The following is a 16,347-nucleotide window of genomic DNA, read 5'->3' as shown; positions in this document are numbered from 1 at the left end:
CCTTTTTTTATGAATTATCTTAGCAACACAAAAACTAAAATATGGCTTTGCAGAAACCATTTAATCTCAACCGTTGGATTCAAGACAACCGGCACTTGCTCAAACCACCGGTAGGTAATAAAAATATTTATGTTGAATCTGATGATTACATCGTCATGATTGTGGCCGGCCCTAACGCTCGTAAAGATTATCACTACAACGAAACCGAAGAATTGTTTTATCAACTCGAAGGCAGCATCAAAGTGATTGTACAAGACGCAGGTGTGCGCAAGGAAATGGAGTTGCACGCCGGAGATATGTATTTGCATCCTGCCAAAATGCCACATTCGCCGGTTCGTTCAGAAAATTCAATTGGATTGGTCATTGAGCGCAAACGTGCCGGAAAAGGTTTTACCGACGGATTGCTTTGGCATTGCGAAAACTGCAACCATAAACTCTACGAAGTCTATTTTGAATTACACGATATTGAGAAAGATTTCTTGCCGCATTACCAACATTTCTATCAATCAGAAGAACTCAGAACCTGTGATGCCTGCGGAACCGTTTTGCCGGTTGACGCTAAATATTTAGCCAGCGATTGATTCATTTAAGAACCCAAAATAATTTGACGATGTGCGGATAATTTAATCTGATACTTGTTTTATTGTACATTCTTAAATATCGACTACATTTGCATAGCCTAAAATAAAAAATCAAAAAATATGTCAACAATTGCACAACAATTCGGCATGACCGAAGCGTTAGAAATATTAGGAATCAAAGCCGTTAACGAAGGAACTTCTACCGGAAGCAACTGGTTTTCTGGCGGGGAAATCATCGAAAGTTATTCACCTGTTGATGGTCAACTCATCGCCAAAGTAAAAGCTTCTACTGAAGCTGATTACGAAAAAGCGATGCAAGCCGCTACCGAAGCATTTAAAACGTTTCGTTTGATGCCGGCGCCAAAACGCGGAGAAATCGTTCGTCAGTTTGGTGAAAAATTGCGTCAATACAAAGAGCCACTCGGAAAATTGGTTTCTTATGAAATGGGTAAATCACTCCAAGAAGGTTATGGCGAAGTTCAAGAAATGATTGACATCTGTGATTTTGCAGTTGGTTTGTCGCGTCAGTTGCACGGATTGACCATGCACTCAGAACGTCCGTCACACCGTATGTATGAGCAATATCATCCGCTGGGTGTGGTAGGTATTATTTCTGCCTTTAACTTTCCGGTAGCCGTTTGGTCATGGAACACAGCTTTGGCTTGGATTTGCGGTGATGTTTGCATCTGGAAACCGTCTGAAAAAACACCTTTGTGCGGCGTAGCTTGTCAAAATATCATTGCCGAAGTATTGCGCGAAAACAACTTACCGGAAGGAATTTCTTGTTTGGTGAATGGCGATTACAAAATTGGACAATTGCTCAACCGCGATACGCGCGTTCCGTTGGTATCAGCCACAGGTTCAACACGTATGGGTAAAATAGTGGCTCAAGAAGTAGCCGCTCGTTTGGGCCGCTCGTTGTTAGAATTAGGCGGAAACAACGCCATCATTGTAACGCCGGATGCCGATATCAAAATGACCGTTATTGGCGCTGTATTCGGAGCTGTTGGAACCGCTGGACAGCGTTGTACATCAACCCGTCGTTTGATTATTCACGAAAGTATTTATGATAAAGTAAAAGATGCGATTGTTGCGGCTTATGGACAATTGCGCATCGGAAACCCGCTCGATCAAAACAACCACGTAGGTCCACTGATTGACACACAAGCGGTTGAAGCATACAACAAAGCTTTAACACAAGTGGTGGCCGAAGGCGGAAAAATCTTGGTTGAAGGCGGTGTGCTTTCAGGTGGTGGTTACGAAAGTGGATGTTATGTAAAACCAGCCATTGCCGAAGCTAAAAACAGTTTTGCGATTGTACAACACGAAACCTTTGCTCCGGTATTATATTTACTAAAATACAGTGGTGATGTGACCGAAGCGATTGAAATTCAAAACGGAGTTGCTCAAGGTTTATCTTCTGCCATTATGACCAACAATTTGCGCGAAGCCGAAGCATTTTTATCAGCAGCGGGTTCAGATTGTGGTATTGCCAATGTCAACATCGGAACTTCCGGTGCTGAAATCGGCGGTGCTTTTGGTGGAGAAAAAGAAACCGGAGGTGGTCGCGAATCAGGTTCAGATGCTTGGAAAGTATATATGCGCCGTCAAACCAACACCATTAATTACTCGACCAGCTTACCGCTCGCTCAAGGAATTAAATTTGATTTGTAAGATAAAATCAGACTTATAAAAAGAAAGCGTCCTCTTATCGGGGACGCTTTTTTATTGGGTTTCATTCAAGAAAAACTATTTTGTTTTCTTTACATATTGGGTTAAGATCACAATATGTTGCCCTTCAACACGGCCTTCAATTTGTTCGGCGTTGTCCCAAACCAATTTGATGTTGTGCACAGCGGCTCCGCGTTTAGCGGTAAAGTTGGCACCTTTTACATCTAAATCTTTGATCAAAACCACCGAATCACCGTCATTTAGAATATTTCCGTTAGAATCTTTATGAATGATTTTGCCTTCGTCATCATCGCCTTCGCCGGTGACTTTGGCCCATTCTAGCGCTTCTTCATCAAGATACATCATCTCGAGCAAATCGTGGTTTTTAAGCCTGGCCAGCATACGCCATGAAACGATTTGCACCGGCAAATGCTCATTCCACATACTTTCGCTCAGGCCACGCCAATCGTTAGGGTCAGTTGTGTCTGGATTTTCAATTTGATCTCTGAGTTTTTTGGAGATCAAAATGCTGTTTTCAAGGCTTTCGGATGTTTTTGGGAGAACGGTATACACAACCAAGTCTTCGCTGCTGCCGCTAATTTCGCAAACAGAGCCACTGCGGTCGTGTAGTTTTTTTTCGATTACAGACATATATTATAAGTTAAAGCTAGCGCCGATGTTGAATACAAATTGATTGTTGTATTCCTCAAAACCTTCTACGTTTGAGTCGTATTTGGCAAACGGAGTATTGGCCTCTGCAAACACACCAAATCCGTCGGTAAAGAAATATCTAAAACCTAGATGACCTCCGAAATTTTTGAGTCCTAAATCAAGCCCCGGATAAATATCCATGCTTTTGTCGAGTTTAAAAACATTCCCAATATTGGCATTAAAACGAACTTTCAGGTCAAAGCGATCTTTGAATTTTGGTCCTTCGCCATCAACTTCAACCGTATTAAGTAAATAATTGCTGGTTACACCAAATGAGATGTTTTCGCCCATACCATAATCAGCTGAGGCAAAAATTCCGGTTCCATGATCTTGCGTGTTTAAACCCACTTGAGCTTTCATATCGCCTTTGCCTTTGTAGGCTTGAGCTTGAACAAATAAACAGGCACAAAGCGCCAAAAGGGTGCATACTTTTTTCATAATTAATAAGAATTAGATTTCAAAATGCAAAGATAAAAATATACGAGAACTAATTGCGTCCTTTTTCATTCGGATATAGAGACGCCACAGAGTCGCTTTGCCAAAACTCTTTGGTATCGACATCAAGGGCAGTCAATGGCCCCAGAAAAGCGGCTCCGGTATCAATGTTCCAAACGCAAGCTCTTTTTTGAGGGGTGGTTTGATTGATTTGGGTAACGGGTGTGTGCCCGATGTAAATTTCATCATAGATTAAAAACCTTTTGGGATAGGATGTGTCGGTTTTTGATAGAGTTGGATCAAGTGCTAAAGCAGATTCCCATAAAGTGCGTTCCCAATAAAACATTTTCGGAAAATACTCAAAATCAACGCCTTTTAAATTGGTAAAGCCAGCATGAATGAACAATCGATTTTTATGGTCTAAGTAATAGTTTTCAAGCGATTTCAAAAAGAGAATATGTTGCTTTTTGGTTTCTTGATCAAGTTTTTGATAAGCCGCCACGGTTGATGCGCCTCCGTGGTTGAGCCACATAGGGTTGTCGCGACCTTGATCGAGCCAAGCACAGAGTAATTCGTCGTGGTTTCCGCGCATAAATATGCATTGATGTGTTTGCTTTAATTCAATCAAAAAGTCAATAAGTTTAGCTGAATCGCTCCAACCATCAATGTAATCTCCTAGAAATATCAGTTGGTCTTTAGGGGTTATTTTGGCTCTTTCGATAAGTTGTTTTAAAGCTTTTAGACCTCCGTGTATGTCGCCAATGACTAGGATTCGCATAGATTAAAATTTAAGAAACAAAAATAAAGTAAAACACTTAACATCTAAGGCAGAAAATCTGCAAATGATTTGATTTTTAACTAGCTAATTTTACATCAATGCCAATAGAGTGTTGGCAGAGATAAGTTTAATTCAAAATTTTTATTAGCCATGAAAAAATTAATTTTAGGTTTAATTGCCACTGTTTTCATCTCAACAGGATGTTTTGCACAATCAAAAGCAACTATTGAAAGTATTGAAAGTCAAGAAGAATTCAATAAGCTTTCTGAATCAGATCAAAAGCTTGTGAATTATCTTGACGCTGCCATTGCATCTCTGAAAGGGATGAATTTAAACGGAAATACAAAGCAGCACTATGTTGCTAGTATTAGTATCGATCTTAAAAACAGCAAACTCAGTAATAACATCATTGTTTCTGAAGTTTCAGAACCAACACAGACTGACTCAGCGCAGTCTTGTACTTTTTGCAGCACTTTAGCTGGTCGGGTATGTTATAAAAAAATACAGACTCGTTTGCAAAACGGAACGGTTGTCGTAACCGTCGAACAAGTAGGGGACTGTATTAAACTAAGTTGGGATTAGTTTATTGTACTTGTCAATTTCTATTGTTTTAAAGCCAACAAAGGGCCGGATTATTATAGTTCGGCCCAATTAAATCATATATATGAAATCAATTGTTGGATTGATAATCACTACACTTCTTTTTGGATGTACGGTTTCAAAATGGCCAAAAGAGGAAAAGATTAATCAAATAAAAGGAGCCGAATGGTTTAGATTAATTAACAAGCAGATTTTTGTAGATGTAGAGATTGAAAACAATAAAACAAGATTCATGCTTGATACAGGTTCAAGAGTTTCCGCAGCAATTGACACAACGATTATACCTAATTTTTGTCAAAGGAAATTTTTACAGGGAGGGCTCTTAAAAAGTGCCGATGATAGAATGATAAGGCATAGCGTCTTTTTGGCGAGCGTAAAATCTAATCTTTTTAAATCTTACAATAAAGCCTTGGCTTACATTAAGATGCCGATTGTCAGTTGTAACACTTTTAATCGCAATTGTTCCGGAATTTTAGGGTTGGACTTTTTTGTCAACAATAAATTTCCGACCTGTATTGATTTTACAAATAATAAAATTTGTAATCTTTCAAAAAATCACTTTGAACAACTGCTGAAATCTAAAAACTTCGTACCAATCAAGTCTTATTGTCAATCAAACCAGATCGTTGTTTTTTTATTAATAGGAGGACATGAACTGCCGTTTAAGCTTGACACCGGATATTCAGGAAGCATATTAATGCCAAATAAAAAAAATTTAGTTTTAAAACACAGAACTAAAACGGAGTATTCAGGGTCATTTTTTCAAACAGCTACTTCAATTACCTCAGGGGTTGAGTATATTTTTGATGGTGTTCAGATCAGTTTCGGAGGACAGGATTTTACTTCAAAAGTTAATGTTTCAACGACCATTAAAACACAAAGTATTGGGGTTTCACTAATTCAATGCTTTGATTGGCTTATTGATTACAGTAACAATAAAGTATACATAAAAAAGAATCAGAACAACTTTCAAGATTTTTATAAACGCCAATTTGCTTATGCTACGCTTGTTCAAAATGGCAAATTAGTCATTTCTTGTAAAGAAAAGTCTCAAACAAAATTTCAAGTAGGTGACCAAATAACTTCTTTTAACGGGACAAAAATTTCAGCTGAGAATCTGTGTCAAATAATGGAATTGCTCAACAAAACTGATGATTGGAGCTCGTTTAATCTCGAAATTATTCCCGTAAAAAGGAATTTTTAAAATTACGGAACATCTTAAAACCAAGATCATGAGAAAGTGTTTCTTAATGCTTGCTTTATGGCTTTTTTGGCCACATGAGTTAAAGGCGTCTTTTGCTGTCGAAGATGTTAGCCCTGAAAAGATATTGCTTGAATTGTCTCTACAAATCAAGGAAGTCAACATTTTTTATCACAAAAAAATAGCACAGCAACAATTTTTGTTAGACCAATTAATGCGCGATTTAATTTTTAATTCTGACGATCAAAAGAAAGTTGATTTGCTAATCACTAAGACTTTAATAGAGCAACAAATTCAAGAATTAGAATCACAAAACAAAGCAGAGATAGCTAAAGTTCGCTATTTAAAAGGGCTCCAAATCATCAAAATTCTTTATGAGAAAGTGCTCAGTCTCGACCATCATTTTGCATCCATAATAACTTTTAATGAAATCAATAAGATGGTTAATCCAAATCAATATCCTGAATTCGGTAAACTCAAAGAACTCGTTTCGAGCAAAAGAGAAAAAAAATCCGGCTTTGAACTGAGCTCATTATTAGGTACTAATATGGTAGCGTCCATTGTACAAACTTTTTCGAATCTGTTGGTTTCATCTCTAAGTCGTTCAGAGCGAGAAGCTGAATTAGCTAAGGTTGATTGTATTCTTGATTTTAGTTTGCGCATGCAAAATGATTTAAACACTATTTATTTTGAAACAGCTTTTTTGCAAAATAACAATCAGAAAATCAAACGAGATATTGAAATTCTTTTTAGAGATTATACCAAATCCATTGGTTATACTTCAACTCTAGAGATTTGTCGAAGTATAGATGATTGGGAGAATCTTACCCAAAAAATGGAAGATTATCTCAAAAAAATGAAATCTACCAACGGAAACGCTCAGTTTAAAATGCAGGTAAACATTGATTTTCCTATTGATCGATTACTTCAATTCATTGCTCAGTACAATAATTTTATTGATCAAGGCGGAAAATTTTATGAAAAATTCAATGTGATTTTAAACAGCTACGAAAATGAGAAAACTTGTGAAACCAAATTGCCTCTTGAGTACAAAAAGCTCAAAGCCGATGTTAATTTGGCCATTGAAAAATTTAATGTGGCCTACAAACCGGTTGAAATCAATGGCAGTAAAATGAAAGAAATCCTATACGGAATTAATGAGTTTGATTAATGTTTATGAATAATTTTTTGATAATACTCTTGTTGTTTTATTTTCAGTCAACATCAGCTTTGAATATTCACCATGTCAATATTTCACAAACGGATGATTTCACTTTACAAGTAAACCTCTTCACTGAGGCAGAAGAACTGTATTATTTTCAAACTTGGCAGTATGCCGTTTCAAATTCTGAAATTATACTTCAAGTTTTGTTTGTGCCCGGGTTTGGTTCTAAGATAGCGCTTTTAAACAATCAGTTTGAATTGAATTTTAATCAATCGCTGAATGATTCATCAAAATTTACTGTCAAGGTATATTATCAAGTTTTTGACGAAAATCAGCTTCAGGATTCTGCAAGCAGTGTTTTATATTTTCCTTTGTTGAGCTCAATAACTTTGAATAATTCTGAATTTTTGCCAGAATCTTTTTCTCTGTCCGATTCTATACGTTCTATAGGTAAAATCACAATATTTGACATGTCAAGAAAAATAATTCTAAGTGATTTAAAAGCCAATGTTTATAATACTTTAAGTAATTTGCCTTCAGGTTTTTATTTGATTCTTTTTGAAAATAAAAAAACGACATTCGTTAGAAAAATCATCGTCAAAGATAGACTATGACGCATCATATTTCATCTTTCTCAAGACGCGCAATGCTTCTTTAAAAGACAAATAAATACTCGGATGAGGTTTGAGCAAAAGTTTGGCGTCAATAAGTTTTTGTTTGGCCTCGTCAAAACCGTTCAAATAACAAATCATCATCGTGGACGGAAGATGTTCTAAGTCGCGATTTTCCCTAACGGTTAATGGAATTTTCTTCGATAACTTTTCGAGTAAAGCCAAGGTTGAATTGTAAATATGATATAACATTTTTCGGTTGTATTCAGGTGGTTCAAACAAAAAGGTTCTGTCAATTTTGTAATAACCGTTTTCGTAGAACCGAATTGTTTGCTGCTCGAGCGCATAATAGCTTGTTCGGTCATTCAATCCCAACGGAATATATTCAGTAATGGTAAAACTATCTTCATCAAACTCTATAGTTACCTCGTCTAGCGCTGAATAAAACAGTTTGATTTGTTCGTTGATTAGTTCAATATCCACGCGTGAAAGCAATGTTTTTTCGCGAACTCGCTTCGGAATTCCTGCCCAACAAATCACAAACAATTCTTTAAAAACGCGGTATTTTGAATTGAGATCTTTGTGCCGAAAATTCATAAAGTCAATCACGCCATCAAGCGTATGGCCAATGCTGTTGCGCGAATTATTTTCAATGCCAATGACCGTTTCAGTATTTTGATGGCTACGATTAAAATCACCTTCAGCAGGAATCGTATTGCTGCCGATGCGTATAAAAACAGTGTTGGCCAAAATAGTATGAATTCCTTTTTTGAAATAGGATATCTTACCGTTGGGTTTAATGGTCACCAATCCGACTACTTTGTCTTTGGGTAAGTTTGGGAAAGGCACATTTTCATATTGAATGGTCGGTGGATTTTCTAAAAAAGCATTGACCAAATTCTGAATTCGGCTATCGTCAAAGAAATCATCACCCACAATTTCGTTGTCTTGATCTTCAACACCCACAACGATGTATGAATTGTTGCTCGGGTTAGAATTTGATAGTCCGCAAATATGCTTTAGAAATTTTGCCTTGCCTTCACGCGAATGCAAATTCAGCTGACGTTTTTTGTCATAAAAACTGTTCTCATCGTGATGAGCCAACAAATTTTTAATCAAAAGCCGCTTATTAATCATTGCTCAGAAATTAAGGAACTTTGTTTCCAGTACTTTCCACCCAAATGGCAAACCAATCTTCAAGTTCAAGCGAAAGCTCAATCGCTGAGGGTAATTTTTTGATTCGACCCGAATCAGTGGTGCCACAAACCGGCATAATTCCCGAGGGATGTTGCATGAGCCAAGCCAGTAAAACAAGGTCAGAAGTTGTAATGTATTTCTCGGCCAATGATTCGGCTATTTTTCTCACGCGCACAGACTTTTCATCTTCACCCTTAAATGCGGTTCCGAGCGGACTCCAAGCCATAGGTGTAATATTGTTGAGTTGCATATGATCTAAACTACCGTCGAGCATAGGCTCTAAATGCGTGGCCGAAAACTGGATTTGGTTGTATGCAACAGCAACTTCTTTTTTGATTAAATCGGTTTGTATGGGCGTAAAATTCGAAACACCAAAGGCTTTAATTTTTCCGTCTGATTTGAGTTTTTCAACGGCAAATGCAATTTCTTCGGCACGCATTAATGGGCTGGGTCGATGCAAAAGCAATAAATCTAAATAATCGGTTTGTAGGTTTCTGAGCGATTGTTCTACAGACCAAATAATATACTCAGCCGAATAATTGTAATGCTTGATTTTGTTGTTTCTGCTTTCGGCCATATATTGAATGCCGCATTTTGAAATCAGCTGAATAGCTTCACGCATGATTCCGGATTCGGTAAAAGCTTTGCCAAAAGTAGCTTCGGTGGTATATCCGCCATAAATATCGGCGTGGTCAAAAGTTGAAATTCCGACATCTAAACAAACATGCATCAGCGAGGACATTTCAGCAGTCGATAAGTTTTTTCCCCAGACACCCCAAGTCATGGTACCGGCGATTATTTTTGAAAATGGATTTTTTTGGGTCATTAGCTTTTATCTACAAGCCATCAAGGCGCTTTGAAGTTACGATTTTAAAGTTCTTAAAAATATAAAAATGCTATCACAAATCATCCTTAAAATTCAACGAAAGCGGGAACTTTTAACCATTCTTTAACATCTAGCTTCTGAAAAAAAATTCAATTTGCACCGTCAATTTTAACAGTACCTCAGTACCATTAATAACACTAGAAATGGAAGAAACAACCGCAACGCTAGACATTCGCGCGATTAATGAAAAAATAGAAAGAGAAAGCGCCTTTATTGATTTGCTTTCTATGGAAATGAACAAAGTCATCGTCGGTCAGAAACACATGGTCGAGCGATTGCTCATCGGATTGTTAGGACAAGGACACATTCTATTGGAAGGTGTTCCCGGATTGGCCAAAACCCTCGCCATCAATACGCTTTCAAAAGCTGTTCACGGTTCGTTTAGCCGAATCCAATTTACCCCTGATTTATTGCCGGCCGATGTGGTTGGAACCATGATTTACAATATCAAACAAAACGAATTCTCCATCAAAAAAGGACCGATTTTCGCCAATTTTGTATTGGCTGATGAGATCAACCGTGCGCCTGCTAAAGTTCAATCGGCTTTGCTTGAGGCGATGCAAGAAAAACAAGTCACCATTGGCGATACCACTTTTAAACTCGATCAGCCATTTTTGGTATTGGCCACTCAAAACCCGATTGAGCAAGAAGGAACCTATCCGCTTCCCGAAGCACAAGTAGACCGTTTTATGCTCAAAACCGTCATTGATTATCCCAAAATGGAAGAAGAGCGTTTGGTGATTCGTCAAAATTTAAATGGTGGCGGTGAAAAAGTAACACCGGTGGTTTCAGTAGAGCAAATCATCAGAGCTCAGCAAACCGTTCGTGAAGTTTATATGGACGAGAAAATTGAAAAATACATCCTCGACATTATTTTCGCAACGCGTCAGCCTGAAAAATATAAACTAGAAAGCATCAAGCATCTTATTAGCTACGGAGCTTCACCGCGCGGAAGCATCAACTTGGCCACTGCTGCCAAATGTTATGCGTTTATCAAACGTCGCGGTTATGTTATTCCTGAAGATGTGCGTGCGGTGGTGCACGATGTGTTGCGTCACAGAATTGGCGTAACCTATGAAGCCGAAGCCGAAAACATCACTTCGGTGGACATCATCAACAAAATTGTCAATGAAGTTGAAGTGCCTTAGAATCAGTTAACGGTTCTCAGTCAACCACTGAAAACTGACAACAGTTAACCGCCAACTGAAAAAAATGGAAACCAAAGACTTACTCAAAAAAGTCCGCAAAATTGAAATCAAAACCCGAAGATTGAGTGATCATATCTTTTCGGGCGAATACCACACGTCTTTTAAAGGCCGCGGAATGACTTTTTCTGAGGTGCGTCAGTACCAATACGGCGATGACATTCGCGCCATTGATTGGAACGTGACCGCGCGCTACAACGAGCCTTATGTAAAAGTTTTTGAAGAAGAACGCGAGCTTACAATGATGCTGATGGTAGACATCAGCGGATCGGAGCACTTCGGAACCAAAGCCGAGTTTAAAAAAGATATTATTACTGAAATTGCCGCGACTTTGGCTTTTTCGGCTACCCAAAACAACGATAAAATTGGGCTCATTTTGTTTACCGATCAAATCGAATTGTACATTCCGCCGCAAAAAGGTCGTTCACATGTATTGCGCATCATTCGCGAGTTAATAGAATTCAAACCTCAAAGTTCCCAAACGAATTTGGCTCAGGCGCTCCGATTTTTATCGAGTACGCAAAAAAAGAAAGCCATTGTTTTTGTGTTGTCTGATTTTATGACCTCTGATTACGAGCAAACCCTAAAGATTGCTTCAAAAAAGCACGATATTACAGGAATACGCGTGTATGACATCCGCGAAGAAAAAATGCCAAACCTAGGCATGGTTCCGATGCAAGATGCTGAAACAGGCACTGTGGCTTGGATCAATACCGCTTCATCGTCGGTTCGTCAATCGTATGAAAAACACTATCGCGAACAAATTCAATATTTCAAAGAAACATTTTCAAAGTCAGGCTCAGGAATCGTTGATACGCGTGTGGATGAAAGTTATGTAACCAAATTACTCGGTTATTTTAAGTCAAGATAATGAATTGAAGCGCATGAAAAGTAAACTTTACATTCTGGGAATACTGTTGTGTGCGATGAGCTTACAGGCTCAGCAAAAACAAGTCATTACAGCGGTTGATAAAACCAAAAATAAAATAGGCGCTGAGTTTAAACTCACGCTCAAAACCACTGTTGATACTGCTGCTCGTGTTGTTTTTCCGGAGCCTAAAACCTTGGGTGCGCTTGAGGTGATTAATTCGTATAAAATTGATACGGTTGCTCAAGGAAACCGCTACGAGCTCATTAAAAAATACGGGTTGACCCAATTTGACAGCGGTCGATATACCTTGCCCAGCATAAAAGTTCTGATCAACAACAAACCGTTTTATTCAGACAGTTTGCGTGTTGAGGTTCAGAATGTTCAAGTGGATACGCTTCGTCAAAAAATGTATGACATCAAACCCATTGCTGCAGCGCCCTCAGATTATTCATGGATGTGGAAGTGGTTTATTGCCCTAGTTTTATTGGCTGTTTCAGTTTGGTTTGCTTATCGATACATCAAAAACCGTCAGAAGAAAAAAATTGAAGAAGAAGTCTATAAAACACCGATTGAAAAAGCTACTCAGTTGCTCAATACTTTAGAACAAAAACAGCTTTGGCAAAAAGGCGAGGTCAAAACCTACTACAGTGAGCTCACCAACATTGCTCGAAATTATATAGAAGAAGCGATTGAAATTCCCGCCATGGAAAGCACCACAGCCGAACTCATAGAAGCTTTGCAACGTGCATCAATCAAAAAGAAAATGACCTTAACACCTGAAACGGTTGAAAACTTACAACGCGTATTGCAACAAGCCGATTTGGTCAAGTTTGCCAAATCAAAACCACTTGATTTTGAGATTGCCGAAGACCGCAAAAAAATTGAGAAAACCATCGTAACGCTTGACCAGTCCATTCCGGCGGTTGAGGTGGTTGAAGAAGAATCACTGCTCAATGAAATGCAGCGTCAGGAGCAAATCAAACAGCAATTGCGCAAGAACAGAAAAAAACGTATTGTGTTTGTCTCTGTTTTTGTTATTTCATTTGCTATTGCGGCTTTTACCGGAGCTGTACTCGTCAAAGGCTATACATTTGTAAAAGACACCATCATTGGCAATAATTCTAAAGAATTGCTCGAAGGCGAGTGGGTCAGCAGCGAATACGGAAATCCAAGTGTGGCGATTCAAACACCACAAGTTTTGACGCGTATTGATTTGAGTAAAACCCTTCCACCAGAAGGAATGGCACTCATCAAAGAGATGCAAAGCTTTATTTTTGGTAGTTTGAATGCGAAATTCATGGTCATGGTATCAACCACCAAACTCAAACAATCCACTGAGATTGATTTGACCAAAGCCAGTGAAAGTTCAATGCAGTATTATCAAGCTATGGGCGCACAAAACATGATTGTCAAACAAGAAGAATTCTCTACCAAAGAAGGCCTTAAAGGTCTGAGGTCATATGGCACATTCTCGATGATTGACAAATTGACTAAAAGCAGCGGGAAATTTTATTATGAAGTTTTGTTGTTTAATCAAGAAGGCGGTTTGCAACAAATCACCATGGTTTATGAAGAAGGCGATCAATATGCCGGACAAATCAGTGAACGCATTTTAAATTCAGTCGAACTCAGAAAAATGCAACCATAGATGAAAGACGTCACCTTTTTAAATCCGCAGTTTTTCTGGCTTTTTGCGCTGATGCCATTGGCGCTTGGTTGGTACATCTGGAAATTCAAACAACAAGCAGCAACGCTCAAGATTAGTTCGCTCAAAGGTTTCGGAAAACCATCTCTTTTAGCTCGATTAAAACCCATTTTATTTGTGATTCGATTGTTGGCCCTGAGTGCATTAATCGTAGCAATGGCGCGTCCGCGAACCGTTGATGTAAGCAACAAAACCAAAACCACCAAAGGAGTTGATATTGTGATTGCGGTGGATGTTTCAGGCAGTATGTTGGCCAAAGACTTAAAGCCCAACCGTATGGAAGCACTCAAACGGGTGGCTGCTAATTTTGTTGACAAACGCCCGAATGACCGCATAGGCTTGGTGGTTTATGCGGCTGAGGCGTATACCAAAACACCCGTGACCAGTGATAAAGCCATTGTACTCGACGCGATTAACAGCATTAAATACGACAACACTTTACAAGACGGAACCGGTATTGGGATGGGATTAACCACTGCGGTCAATCGTCTTAAAGACAGCAAAGCCAAAAGCAAAGTCATTATTTTGCTTACCGACGGAGTCAACAACTCTGGATTTATTGAGCCAGAAACCGCTTCTGATATTGCCGAGCAATACGGAATCAAAGTATACACCATTGGCATCGGCACCAATGGAATGGCCGAATTCCCTTATGCCATTGCACCCAACGGAAAATTTTTATTCAGAATGATGCAAGTAGAAATTGACGAAAAACTCATGCAAAGCATTGCCCGCAAAACCGGCGGAAAATACTTTCGCGCTACGAGCAACAACAAATTACAACAGATTTATAACGAAATCAATAAACTAGAAACCACAGAAATTCAAGAATTGCGTTTTTACGACTATGACGAAAAATATCGTTCGTGGGTATGCGCCGCAGGATTGTTACTGTTGCTTGAATTTGGTTTGCGTCAAACCGTTTTTAGAAGTTTTATATAGCCATGTACGAATTAGACGAATCAAAATATCTGTATTGGCTGGGCATTTTGCCGCTCATGGCGCTCGTGTTTTTGTACCAACTTTGGTGGAAGCGCAAAAAACAGAGTGAGTTTGGCGATTGGGAATTGGTCAAAAAACTCAGTCCGCAGCGTTCGGTGTTTAAGCCAACCCTCAAATTTGCCTTTCTATTATTGGCCATGGCCGGACTCATCATGGGTTTGGTCAATCCGAAAATTGGCACCAAAATGGAAAAAGTCAAACGCGAAGGCATTGATATTGTTTTTGCGATGGACGTTTCTAAGAGTATGCTCGCCGAGGATGTCGCACCCAATCGATTAGAGAAAAGCAAACAACTCGTTTCGCAAATCATCAATCAACTTGCCAATGACCGCATCGGAATTGTGGCTTATGCCGGAAGCGCCTTTCCGGTTTTGCCCATTACCAGTGATTATGCGGTATCGAAAATGTTTTTGCAGAGCATGAACACCTCAATCGTTTCTTCGCAAGGAACTTCACTCGAAGATGCGATCAAACTTTCAGCTTCGTATTTTGACAAAAACCACAAAACCAGCAAACTACTCATTCTGATTTCAGATGGTGAGGACCACTCAGAAGGCGCTGCTGAAGCGGCCGCTGAAGCCAATAAAATCGGAATGAAAATCATTACCATTGGTGTCGGAACGCCCAAAGGCGGCCCAATTCCGCTCAAGCAAAACGGTGTGGTGCAAAGCTTTAAACGCGATCAAAATAACGAAGTAGTTATTACTAAACTCAACGAGCAAAGCCTCAAAGAAATCGCCAAAGAAACCAAAGGCGGATACATCAATGGCAGCAATACCAAGGCGGTTTTGGATTATGTCAAAAAAGCTTTGGACAATATTGAAAAAACCGAATTTGAATCTACCGAAATGGCCGATTTTCAATCGCAGTTTCAATGGTTTTTAGGTTTTGCCTTTTTGCTTTTGTTTGTTGATATTTTCTTGCTTGAACGCAGAACCGAGTGGATTCAGAAGTTGAACCTGTTTAACGAAAAAGAATGATGAAGCAAGTACTCATATATGGTTTATTTTTTCTTTCTTTGGCCGGTTTCGCTCAAAAAAAAGACAAACATTTGGCTCAAGGCAATGACGATTTTTCCGATAAAGGATATTCTTCGGCCGAAGCTCAATACCGTCAATCTTTAGCGCAATCTGCCGGAAATTCTGCCGCAGCATATAATTTAGGAAACGCGATTTATCGTCAGAACCAGCCCGGTGAGGCTAAATATTCATTTGCTAAAGCCATCAAAAGCGCGCAAACCAAAGAACAAAAACATCAGGCATATCACAATTTAGGAAATAGCTTGATGCAAGAGAAAGATTATAGCGGCGCGGTTGAAGCCTATAAAAACGCCTTGCGCAACAATCCGGCCGATGAGCAAACGCGTTACAATTTTGCTTTGGCCAAAAAAATGCTCAAAGACAATCCGCCCAAGCAAGACAAAAAAGACGATAAGAAGGACAACAAAAAAGACAATCAAAAAGATCAGAAGCAACAAGATCAAGATAAAAAAGACGATCAAAAGCAAGATCAGAATAATGATCAAAAAGACGGCAATCAAGACAAAAAAGACAATCCGGGCAATCAAGATCAACCCAATGAGCCTAAACCCAAACCAGGCGGCATTTCAAAAGAAAGATTGCAGAATTTGCTTGATGCCGTAAACAACGAAGAAAAGAAAATTCAAGATAAAGTCAACGCTAAAAAAGTCAAAGGAAGACCGGTGCAAACCGAAAAAGATTGGTAAAA

General features: G+C 39.0%; 17 protein-coding genes. 12 read left to right on the top strand and 5 right to left on the bottom strand.

All coding sequences use genetic code 11. The features are described 5' to 3' along the window. Positions 1–41 precede the first annotated feature (41 nt). Together KIH23_RS02255 and KIH23_RS02250 are read left to right on the top strand one after the other, a co-directional pair. Complete coding sequence (locus KIH23_RS02255; RefSeq protein ID WP_213211022.1) at positions 42–581, top strand: 3-hydroxyanthranilate 3,4-dioxygenase; 540 nt, start codon at positions 42–44, stop codon at positions 579–581. A gap of 120 nt (positions 582–701) precedes the next feature. Next, the gene (locus tag KIH23_RS02250) at positions 702–2,255 is read left to right on the top strand and encodes an aldehyde dehydrogenase family protein (protein ID WP_213211021.1); all 1,554 of its coding nucleotides are present in this window, start codon (positions 702–704) and stop codon (positions 2,253–2,255) included. A gap of 75 nt (positions 2,256–2,330) precedes the next feature. On the opposite strand, the gene KIH23_RS02245 is transcribed toward KIH23_RS02250, so the two are convergent. From KIH23_RS02245 to KIH23_RS02235, 3 genes are read right to left on the bottom strand one after another with little or no spacing between them, the layout of a single operon-like run. Next, positions 2,331–2,903, bottom strand: coding sequence for a PhnA domain-containing protein (locus tag KIH23_RS02245; protein WP_213211020.1), 573 nt, complete (start codon positions 2,901–2,903; stop codon positions 2,331–2,333). Between the two features lie 3 nt (positions 2,904–2,906). Further along, positions 2,907–3,401, bottom strand: coding sequence for a DUF6646 family protein (locus tag KIH23_RS02240; protein ID WP_213211019.1), 495 nt, complete (start codon positions 3,399–3,401; stop codon positions 2,907–2,909). A 49-nt stretch (positions 3,402–3,450) separates the two neighbouring features. Then, positions 3,451–4,176 carry a metallophosphoesterase family protein gene (locus tag KIH23_RS02235; protein ID WP_213211018.1) on the bottom strand — a complete coding sequence of 242 codons (726 nt, stop codon included), beginning with the start codon at positions 4,174–4,176 and terminating at the stop codon, positions 3,451–3,453. Between the two features lie 150 nt (positions 4,177–4,326). On the opposite strand from KIH23_RS02235, the gene KIH23_RS02230 reads away from it, so the two are divergent. The 4 genes from KIH23_RS02230 to KIH23_RS02215 all read left to right on the top strand — a co-directional run bounded on the left by KIH23_RS02230 (position 4,327) and on the right by KIH23_RS02215 (position 7,756). Further along, positions 4,327–4,758: a hypothetical protein gene (locus KIH23_RS02230; protein ID WP_213211017.1), complete on the top strand. Its 432-nt coding sequence runs from the start codon at positions 4,327–4,329 to the stop codon at positions 4,756–4,758. A gap of 82 nt (positions 4,759–4,840) precedes the next feature. Then, positions 4,841–5,980 (top strand): PDZ domain-containing protein, encoded by a 1,140-nt coding sequence (locus KIH23_RS02225; RefSeq protein WP_213211016.1) that lies wholly within the window; start codon positions 4,841–4,843, stop codon positions 5,978–5,980. 28 nt (positions 5,981–6,008) lie between these two features. Next, complete coding sequence (locus KIH23_RS02220) at positions 6,009–7,148, top strand: hypothetical protein (protein WP_213211015.1); 1,140 nt, start codon at positions 6,009–6,011, stop codon at positions 7,146–7,148. 59 nt (positions 7,149–7,207) lie between these two features. Continuing rightward, on the top strand, positions 7,208–7,756 hold the full coding sequence (locus KIH23_RS02215; protein ID WP_213211014.1) for a T9SS type A sorting domain-containing protein: 549 nt from the start codon (positions 7,208–7,210) through the stop codon (positions 7,754–7,756). On the opposite strand, the gene KIH23_RS02210 is transcribed toward KIH23_RS02215, so the two are convergent. Together KIH23_RS02210 and KIH23_RS02205 are read right to left on the bottom strand one after the other, a co-directional pair. Continuing rightward, on the bottom strand, positions 7,751–8,890 hold the full coding sequence (locus tag KIH23_RS02210; RefSeq protein ID WP_213211013.1) for an ATP-binding protein: 1,140 nt from the start codon (positions 8,888–8,890) through the stop codon (positions 7,751–7,753). The genes KIH23_RS02215 and KIH23_RS02210 overlap by 6 nt on opposite strands. A 10-nt stretch (positions 8,891–8,900) precedes the next feature. Then, entirely contained in the window at positions 8,901–9,776 is an 876-nt protein-coding gene (locus KIH23_RS02205; RefSeq protein WP_213211012.1) for an aldo/keto reductase family oxidoreductase, read from the bottom strand. Between the two features lie 203 nt (positions 9,777–9,979). Here KIH23_RS02205 and KIH23_RS02200 point away from each other — a divergent pair, with 203 nt between their 5' ends. The 6 genes from KIH23_RS02200 to KIH23_RS02175 all read left to right on the top strand — a co-directional run bounded on the left by KIH23_RS02200 (position 9,980) and on the right by KIH23_RS02175 (position 16,345). Further along, positions 9,980–10,984 carry an AAA family ATPase gene (locus KIH23_RS02200; RefSeq protein ID WP_213211011.1) on the top strand — a complete coding sequence of 335 codons (1,005 nt, stop codon included), beginning with the start codon at positions 9,980–9,982 and terminating at the stop codon, positions 10,982–10,984. A 64-nt stretch (positions 10,985–11,048) separates the two neighbouring features. Next, complete coding sequence (locus tag KIH23_RS02195) at positions 11,049–11,912, top strand: DUF58 domain-containing protein (protein WP_213211010.1); 864 nt, start codon at positions 11,049–11,051, stop codon at positions 11,910–11,912. A gap of 13 nt (positions 11,913–11,925) precedes the next feature. Next, the gene (locus tag KIH23_RS02190) at positions 11,926–13,560 is read left to right on the top strand and encodes a hypothetical protein (protein WP_213211009.1); all 1,635 of its coding nucleotides are present in this window, start codon (positions 11,926–11,928) and stop codon (positions 13,558–13,560) included. Further along, entirely contained in the window at positions 13,561–14,559 is a 999-nt protein-coding gene (locus KIH23_RS02185) for a vWA domain-containing protein (RefSeq protein ID WP_213211008.1), read from the top strand. It abuts the gene before it with no gap. 2 nt (positions 14,560–14,561) lie between these two features. Then, complete coding sequence (locus KIH23_RS02180) at positions 14,562–15,599, top strand: VWA domain-containing protein (protein ID WP_213211007.1); 1,038 nt, start codon at positions 14,562–14,564, stop codon at positions 15,597–15,599. Then, entirely contained in the window at positions 15,596–16,345 is a 750-nt protein-coding gene (locus tag KIH23_RS02175) for a tetratricopeptide repeat protein (protein ID WP_410505113.1), read from the top strand. Before KIH23_RS02180 ends, KIH23_RS02175 begins: the two co-directional genes overlap by 4 nt. Positions 16,346–16,347 lie beyond the last annotated feature (2 nt).

The organism is Flavobacterium sp. CYK-55, from assembly GCF_018413465.1.
Taxonomy (GTDB): domain Bacteria; phylum Bacteroidota; class Bacteroidia; order Flavobacteriales; family Flavobacteriaceae; genus Flavobacterium.
Note: the sequence above shows the minus strand (reverse complement) of the source record. Positions and strands in the feature narration are given on the sequence as shown.